Origin of the sequence: Saccharopolyspora galaxeae (assembly GCF_016526145.1) — a bacterium.
Lineage (GTDB): Bacteria > Actinomycetota > Actinomycetes > Mycobacteriales > Pseudonocardiaceae > Saccharopolyspora_C > Saccharopolyspora_C galaxeae.
In genome coordinates this window covers 267313-275939 of record NZ_JADDUE010000010.1, presented here as the reverse complement: position 1 = coordinate 275939, position 8627 = coordinate 267313, and the positions used below count along the sequence as shown (strand labels likewise).

General features: G+C 68.5%; 5 protein-coding genes and 1 pseudogene. 4 read left to right on the top strand and 2 right to left on the bottom strand.

Annotated elements, in window-relative coordinates:
* Positions 1–162: pseudogene (locus INP57_RS22980) on the bottom strand (serine hydroxymethyltransferase); the annotation flags it as partial.
* A 550-nt stretch (positions 163–712) separates the two neighbouring features.
* On the opposite strand from INP57_RS22980, the gene INP57_RS22975 reads away from it, so the two are divergent.
* The 4 genes from INP57_RS22975 to INP57_RS22960 all read left to right on the top strand — a co-directional run bounded on the left by INP57_RS22975 (position 713) and on the right by INP57_RS22960 (position 6876).
* Positions 713–3178, top strand: a complete 2466-nt coding sequence (locus tag INP57_RS22975; protein WP_200072376.1) for a GcvT family protein — start codon at positions 713–715, stop codon at positions 3176–3178.
* Between the two features lie 29 nt (positions 3179–3207).
* Positions 3208–4581 (top strand): L-serine ammonia-lyase, encoded by a 1374-nt coding sequence (locus INP57_RS22970; protein WP_200072375.1) that lies wholly within the window; start codon positions 3208–3210, stop codon positions 4579–4581.
* 24 nt (positions 4582–4605) lie between these two features.
* Positions 4606–5454 carry a formyltetrahydrofolate deformylase gene (purU, locus tag INP57_RS22965; protein WP_200072374.1) on the top strand — a complete coding sequence of 283 codons (849 nt, stop codon included), beginning with the start codon at positions 4606–4608 and terminating at the stop codon, positions 5452–5454.
* A gap of 276 nt (positions 5455–5730) precedes the next feature.
* Positions 5731–6876 (top strand): aromatic ring-hydroxylating oxygenase subunit alpha, encoded by a 1146-nt coding sequence (locus INP57_RS22960; RefSeq protein ID WP_200072373.1) that lies wholly within the window; start codon positions 5731–5733, stop codon positions 6874–6876.
* Between the two features lie 57 nt (positions 6877–6933).
* On the opposite strand, the gene INP57_RS22955 is transcribed toward INP57_RS22960, so the two are convergent.
* The gene (locus tag INP57_RS22955) at positions 6934–8367 is read right to left on the bottom strand and encodes an MFS transporter (RefSeq protein ID WP_200072372.1); all 1434 of its coding nucleotides are present in this window, start codon (positions 8365–8367) and stop codon (positions 6934–6936) included.
* Between the last annotated feature and the right edge of the window lie 260 nt (positions 8368–8627).

Sequence of the window (8627 nt, the reverse complement as noted above, 5' to 3'; positions counted from 1 at the left end):
CTGCAACACCGCCTGCGACGCGAAGTTCTCCGACGCGATCATCTCCAGCGTGTTCTGCTGCCGCGACAACTCAGCGCCGACCGCGGCCGCCACCTCCGGATCCACCGCCGACAGCGAATCGCCGGTGCCGCCTGCGGAACCGTCGTTACTGGACAGACTCATAGGACTCCTTCCGTGCCGGAAAGCGGCAGCGGGCAGCGGAGAGCGAACGTGCGGCGCGAGACCGCCGCACGAGTGAGATTCAACTGAAATATCAGAGGACTTTTAGCCTAGCAGCGCGAACCGCGTGGTCAAGGGGCTGGAAAACGCCGACTTGGCGCGCCCCGCAGGTCCGTCGCGAGCACGAACCTGCGCGCACTGGGGCCGGGCGTCCCGCCGGCGCTCAGCGGATCGAAGCAGTTTTCCCCGCGGGTGTTGACCGCGGCGCGACCACTGCTTACCTTGCTGCTCAGTTGATATATCAGTTCTCGGTCTGAGTTCCGGTTCCTGCAACCGTCCGCAGCGCGGACCGACAGGAACTACCGGACGGCGACGACTTCACCGCGCCGAACCGGTTCCGTTCTCGCCGCCCGAATCGGCGGCTGCTCGCAGCAATCAGCACCGGCATCGCGCATCGAGCGCATTTCTCCGCCCCGCCCAAGAGCCTCGGCGGCTCTGCCCGAACGCACCGTCCTCGCAGCGGCCCGCACCGGCCGCCCGTTAGGAGACCAGCATGAGCACGACGCCTCGTGTCGTCATCATCGGAGCCGGGATCGTCGGTACGAACCTGGCCGACGAGCTGACCGAACGCGGATGGCACCGCCTCACCGTTCTCGACCAGGGGCCGCTGCCGCTGACCGGCGGCTCGACCTCGCACGCGCCCGGTCTCGTCTACCAGACCAGCGGATCGAAGACGATGACCGAGTTCGCCGGCTACACCGTCGACAAGCTGGCCGGCCTCGACGTCGACGGCGGCTGGTGCTTCAACCGGGTCGGCGGCCTGGAGATCGCGACCACGCCGGAACGGCTCGACGATCTGCACCGCAAGCAGGGCTGGGCCACCTCGTGGGGAGTCTCCGGTGCGGTCATCGGGCCAGAGGAGTGCGCCAAGCTGCACCCGCTGCTGGAGCCGGATCGCATCCTCGGCGGCTTCCACACCCCTGACGACGGGCTGGCGAAGTCGACCCGGGCGGTCGTCGCGCTCGCCCGCCGGGCCGAATCACGCGGCGCGGAGTTCCGCGGATCGACCCGCGTGCTCGGCATCAGCCAGCACGGCGGGCGCGTCACCGGTGTGAAAACCGACCACGGCGAGGTGCCCGCGGACATCGTCGTGTCCTGCGCCGGTTTCTGGGGGCAGGCCATCGGCGAGATGGCGGGCATGAACGTCCCGCTGCTGCCGATGGCGCACCAGTACGTGCGCACCGATCAGCTGCCCGAACTCGTCGGCCGCAACGACGAGCGGTCCGAGGCGCAGCTGCCGATCCTGCGCCACCAGGACCACGACCTCTACTACCGCGAGCACAACGACCGCCTCGGGATCGGTTCCTACGCGCATCGCCCGATGCCCGCGCGGCTGAGCGACCTGCCGGAGGAGGACTCCCCCACCGAAGCCTCCATGCCGTCGATGTTGCCGTTCACCGAAGACGACTTCGCCGATTCCTGGGAGCACAGCCGGCGGCTGTTGCCCGCGCTGGAGACCGCGAAGATCGAGACCGGGTTCAACGGGATCTTCTCGTTCACCCCCGACGGCGGGCCGCTGGTCGGCGAATCTCCGGACGTGGCGGGATTCTGGATCGCCGAGGCCGTGTGGGTCACGCACTCCTGCGGCGTGGCCCGGTCCGTTGCGCAGCTCCTGGTCGACGGTCGCAGCCAGGTCGAGCTGCACGGCTGCGACGCGGCCCGGTTCGACGAGATCGAGACCGCTGCGGACTACGTCGAAGAGACGGCGCAGCGGAACTTCGTCGAGATCTACGACGTGAAGCACCCGTTGCAGCCGAAGCTGTCCCCGCGGGACCTGCGGGTGAGCCCGTTCCACGCGCGTCAGCAGCAGTTGGGCGCGTTCTTCCTGGAATCGCACGGGTGGGAGCGGCCGCACTGGTACGAGGCGAACGCCGGGCTGGTCAAGGACCTGCCGATGGAGTGGCAGCCGCCGTCGCGGGACGCCTGGTCGGCGATGTACCACTCCCCGATCGCCGCGGTCGAGGCGTGGAAGACCCGCACCGCCGTGGCGCTGTACGACATGACCTCACTCAAGCGGCTGGAGGTCAGCGGGCCGGGCGCACTGTCCTTTCTGGACGAGCTCACCACCGGCAAGATGGACAAGTCGGTCGGCGCGGTCACCTACACCTTGCTGCTCGACGAGGCGGGCGGGGTGCGCAGCGACCTGACCGTCGCACGGCTCGGCGAGCAGCTTTTCCAGGTCGGTGCCAACGGGAACCTCGACCTCGACTACTTGCGGCGCCAGCTACCGGCCGAGGACGGCGTGCGGGTTCGCGACATCACCGGCGGCACCTGCTGCATCGGTGTGTGGGGGCCGCTGGCGCGCGATCTGGTCCAGCCGTTGAGCCGAGACGACTTCTCGCACGAGGCCTTGAAGTTCTTCCGCTGCAAGTCCGCGCACATCGCGGGTATTCCGGTCACCGCGATGCGCGTGTCCTACGTCGGCGAGCTGGGCTGGGAGATCTACACCAGCGCCGAGTACGGCCAGCGGCTCTGGGACGTGCTGTTCGCGGCCGGGCGCGACCTCGGTGTCGTGGCCGCAGGCCGGGCCGCGTTCAACAGCCTGCGGCTGGAGAAGGGCTATCGCGCGTGGGGAGCGGACATGACCACCGAGCACAATCCCTACGAAGCCGGGGTCGGATTCGCCGTGCGACCGCAGAAGGGCGATTTCGTAGGGCGCGAGGCGATCGCGCGGCTGGACAAGCACGCGGTCACCCGCCGGTTGTCGTGCCTGACGATCGATGACGGACGCAGCGTCGTGCTCGGCTCCGAGCCGGTTTTCCTCGACGGTGAACCGGCCGGCTACGTCACCTCCGCGGCGTTCTCGCACACGCTCGGCACCCCGATCGCCTACGCCTGGCTACCCGCTGCGGCCACGGTCGGCACCCGAGTGCACATCCAGTACTTCGACCGCCGGGTGCGCGCGACCGTCGCCGCCGAACCGCTGGTCGACCCGGAAATGCACCGCATCCGGCGGTGATCCGCGCCGCCGGCGAACCTGGAGCACCCATGAGCCTCTCGGTATTCGATCTGTTCAAAGTGGGCATCGGACCGTCCAGCTCGCACACTGTCGGTCCGATGCGGGCCGCCTACCTGTTCGTGAACCGGCTGCGCGAGTCCGGAGTCCTGCCCCGCGTCGCCACCGTGCACTGCGAGCTGTTCGGCTCGCTCGGGGCGACCGGGCACGGCCACGGCAGCGTCAAGGCCGTCGTGCTCGGGTTGTCCGGGGAGCAGCCGCACCTGGTCGATCCGGTCGCCGCCGAATCCGAGGTGCAAGCAGTGCGCGAGGACGCTCGCATCAGCCTCGGCGGTGCGCACAAGATTCCGTTCTCCATCGACGAGGACGTCGTGCTGCACCGGAACAAGCGGCTCGAGTTCCACAGCAACGGGATGGTCTTCCACGCCCGCGACGACAACGGCTGCGAACTCGACCGCCGCGAGTACTACTCGGTCGGCGGAGGTTTCGTGCTGGGTGCGGACGAAACCGGTCAAGCCGTGCTGGCCGAGGACGACACCCCGGTGCGCTACCCGTTCCGCACCGGACAGGAACTTCTCGGCCATGCCTCCCGCGCCGATCTGCGGATCAGCGACATCATGCTGGCCAACGAGCTTTCCTGGCGCACCGAGCGGGAAACCCGGGACGGTCTGCTGCACATCTGGTCGGTGATGCAGGACTGCGTCGACCACGGCACCCGGGCCGGCGGGGTGCTGCCCGGCGGGCTCAAAGTCCGCCGCAGGGCGGGCGAATTGCACAAGCGCTTGGAGTCCGCAACGGACGAGAGCGATGCCCTGCACGCGATGGAATGGGTCACCCTCTACGCACTGGCGGTGAACGAGGAGAACGCCGCGGGCGGACGCGTGGTGACCGCACCGACCAACGGTGCCGCCGGAATCGTGCCCGCCGTGCTGCACTACGGCCAGCGGTTCCTGCCGTCGTTCTCCGACGACGCGGCCGTGCGGTTCCTGCTCACCGCGGGCGCGATCGGCGTCCTGTTCAAGGAGAACGCGTCGATATCCGGAGCCGAGGTCGGCTGCCAGGGCGAGGTCGGGTCGGCCTGCTCGATGGCTGCGGCCGGACTCGCCGAGGTCATCGGCGGCACACCGGAGCAGGTGGAGAACGCCGCCGAAATCGGCATCGAGCACAACCTCGGGCTGACCTGCGATCCCGTCGGCGGTCTGGTGCAGATCCCGTGCATCGAGCGCAACGCGGTCGCCTCGGTCAAGGCGATCACCGCGGCCCGGATGGCGGTGCGCGGCGACGGCAGCCACCACGTCTCGCTGGACAAGGCGATCAAGACGATGCGCGAGACGGGAGCGGACATGAAGGACAAGTACAAGGAGACCGCCCGCGGCGGGCTGGCGCTCAACATCGTGGAATGCTGAATCGTGGAATTCTGGGGGGATCCCGTGACACGCTCGTTCACCCTGACGCTGAGCTGCCCGAACCGCACCGGCATCGTCCGCGCGGTCAGTTCCTACCTGTACGGGCGGGACTGCGACATCGGCGAGTACCGGCAGTTCGACGACCCGGTTCGCGGCCGGCTGTTCCTGCGCACCCAGGTGACCGCCGCACAAGAGGTCGACCTCGACGAGATCTCGCGCGGTTTCGAACCCGTCGCCGCCGATTTCGAGATGAGCTTCGCCTTCAGCTCGAACCGCAACGCCCGGATCCTGGTCATGGTGTCCAAACTGGGCCACTGCCTCAACGACCTGATCTACCGCTGGCGCGCGGGCAGCCTCAGCGCGGACATCGTCGCGGTGGTGTCCAATCACGACGATCTGCGCCCGATGGTCGAATCCGCGGGACTGCCGTTCATCCACATCCCGGTCACCGCCGCCGACAAGCCGGCGGCCGAGGCCAGGTTGTTGCGGGTGGTCGACGAGTACGACGCCGAACTGGTGGTGCTCGCCCGCTACATGCAGGTGCTGTCCGATCAGACCTGCAAAGCGCTGCACGGGCGCGCCATCAACATCCACCACTCGTTCCTCCCGGGATTCAAGGGCGCCAAGCCTTACCACCAGGCGTACTCCCGCGGGGTCAAGCTCGTCGGCGCGACCGCGCACTACGTGACCCCGGATCTCGACGAAGGGCCGATCATCGAGCAGGAGGTGATCCGCATCGATCACACCCACGATCCGCGCGCGCTGCAGACGGTAGGCCGCGATGCCGAGGCGCTCGCGCTCTCGCGCGCGGTCCGCTGGCATTGCGAGCGGCGCCTGTTGCTCAACGGCCACAGCACCGTCGTTTTCCAGTGATCGCAACGGATTCCGGCCCGTCAGACGCTCGACCTACCTGCCCCGATCGCGATATTCTGTAGCGCATAGCGCAAAGGGTTGCACGACGAGCAACAGCGCGGATTCGTCGTTCCGCTCCCGCGAGCACCGCAACGTTCGCCGCACGCCGGCCGCTGCACGGCTGCGCCGGGAGCAACGCGTCGCGCCATCGCGGCGAGATCCCATCGTTCCGAGCGACATCTGACCCGAGCGACACCTCTCCCGAGCGACCCCTCTCCCGAAACGAGGAGCACTGCCATGACGACCGGTGAGCTGTCCGCCTCCGCCGAGGACACGAGCCTTCCGGAAAGCCTGCGGGAAACGCTCGCGGGCCACTACTACACCGATCCTTCGATCTTCCGCGCCGAGCAGGAATCCATCTTCGAGGCGGGCTGGTTCTGCGCCGTGCTCGGCGCCGACCTCGCCAGGCCCGGCCAGTACGAAACCGTCCAAATCGGACGGGAAAGCGTGCTCGTCACGCGGGCCAGGGACGGCTCCATCAACGCCTTCCTCAACGTGTGCAGGCATCGCGGCGCGCGGCTGTGCACCGAGCAGCAGGGCGAGGTGCGCCGATCCTTCCAATGTCCCTACCACGCCTGGACCTACGGGCTCGACGGCAAGCTCGTCTCCGCCCCGAACCTGACCTCGATGCCGGACATCGACCGCGGCGAGTTCGGCCTGCACCGGGTGCACGTGCGCGAATGGCTCGGTTACGTCTGGTTGTGCCTGGCCGATGAGCCGCCGTCGTTCGCGGACACCGTCATCGGCGACGTCGCGAACCGGCTGGGCACACCGGATGCGATCGTCGGCTACCAGGTCGCGGAGCTCAAGCTCGGCAGGCGGATCGAGTACGACGTGCGGGCGAACTGGAAGCAGGTCGTGGAGAACTTCATGGAGTGCTACCACTGCGCGACGATCCACCCGGAGCTGACCGAAGTGCTGCCGGAGTTCGCCGACGGCCTGGCCGCGCAGTACTTCGTGGGCCACGGCGCGGAATTCGGCGAGAACATCGAGGGATTCACCGTCGACGGATCGGCAGGGCTCGACCGGATCCCGGGCGTGGACGAGGAGCAGGACCGGCGCTACTACGCGATCACCGTGCGGCCCCAGGTGTTCATCAACCTGGTTCCCGATCACGTGGTTTTCCACCGCATGTTCCCGGTCGCGGTCGACCGCACGATCATCCGGTGCGACTGGCTGTACCTGCCGGAGGTCGTCGACTCGGGCACCGACATCGATCGTTCGGTGGAGCTGTTCCACCGGGTCAACCAGCAGGACTTCGACGCGTGCGAACGGTGCCAGCTGTCGATGGACTCCCGCTCCTACGAGCGGGGCGGCGTGCTGGTTCCCAGCGAGCACCACATCGGTGAGTTCCACGACTGGGTGCGCCAGCGGGTCGGTTGAGCCGGGAAGCGCGGCCCCGTGCGGACCTTCTCCGTCCGCGCGGGGCCGCGCGAAGCACTACTGGCGCGGTTGTTCCAGCGGAACACCGTCGTCGGACAACGGCGGTGGCGGCAACTCCGAACTGGAGGTCAGCGGAGCGGCACCCGCCAGCGGACGCCCGGCGTGCTCGGTCAGGAAATGGGTGCTGACCAGCCCGACGACACCTGCGCCGACGAGGTAGTACCCCGGCCAGTCGAGGTTGCCGGTCGTCGTCGCCGCGGCCTCGATGATCGTCGGTGCGGTGCCCGCGAACAGCGACACCGAAACGTTGAAGATGACCGCCAGGCTGCTGTAGCGGATCATCGTGGGAAACAGCGCGGGCAGCGTCGACGGCGACACCGCCGCGAAGCACATCAGCGGCATCCCGATCAGCAGCAAGCCGACGATCTGGCCCACCAGCCCCTCCCGCAGCAACCACACGGCGGGCAGCCCGAGGAAGATCAAGGCCATGCTTCCCGTCATCAGCAAGGGTTTTCGCCCGATGCGGTCGCTGAGCCGCCCGACCGACACGATCGCGCAGAGCATCAGCACCATGACGGCCACTTGCAGCGCGGTCGCCAGCGCCTCGCTGGTGCCGCTCTCGCCGTGGCGCGGGAGCGTCCCGGCCAGGTACGTGGGGATGTAGTTGGTGAACACGTAGTTCGTCACGTTCCACGCGACGATCACCCCGGCCGCGACCAGCGCGGCGGATCGGTAACGGACCACCAGGATGTGCACGGCCCGCCGAGCCGACATCGTCGAGAGCGCGGGCGAACGCTGCATCAACTGCCGGAACGCGGGAGTGTCCTCGAGCCGCATCCGCAGGTAGAGGCCGGTGATGCCCAGTGGCAGGGCGAGCATGAACGGAAGCCGCCAACCCCACGCCAGCAGGTCGTTCTCCGGCAGCACCGCGATCACCACGCCGCACACCGACGCGCCGAGCGCATACCCGGTCAGCGTGCAGAATTCGAGCCAGCTGCCGAAGAATCCCCGCCGCCGGTCCGGGGCGTACTCGGCGACCAGGGTCAGCGCCCCGGTGTACTCACCACCCGCCGAGAAGCCCTGCAGCATCCGCACGAACAGCACCAGCAGCGGAGCCGCGATGCCGACCGCACCGTAGCTCGGCACCAGCCCGAGCAGCACGGTCGCGACCGCCATCAGCAGCACGGTCGCGGAAAGCACCTTCGTGCGACCGAATTTGTCGCCGAGGCGGCCGAACACGAACCCGCCGAGCGGGCGCATCAGGAACGCGGCGGCGAACGCGCCGAGCGTGTACACGGTGGCCCACTGCCCGACGTCCGGGAAGAACACCCGGTCCAGCACCACGGCGGCCAGGTAGGAGTAGATCCCGAAGTCGTACCACTCGGCGACGTTCCCCACCGATGCCGCCGCAACCGCCCGGTGCACGGTGCGTTCCTGCTGCACGACGGGCGGGGTTCCGCCACGCCGACGGCGTCCGGGCTGGTTGCTCATGCGGGCTCCCCGGATGCGAACCGCAGCACCCGGCACCGCGCCGGGATCGCAGCAGCCTCATCACCCTTGATGCCGGGTTCGACGGTTGATATATCTCTGGACGATAAGTCAGTCCGCACAGCGAGGTCAACGCTCCGGCAGGTGCGAACCTCGCCCCGCCGGCGAAGCGGCGCAGCCGTCGCCGGACCCCTCGCCACCGGGCGCCGCTCGGCGCCGAGTCGTGCCCGGCATCCGCAGGCGATCGTCGAATCGTTCGCCAC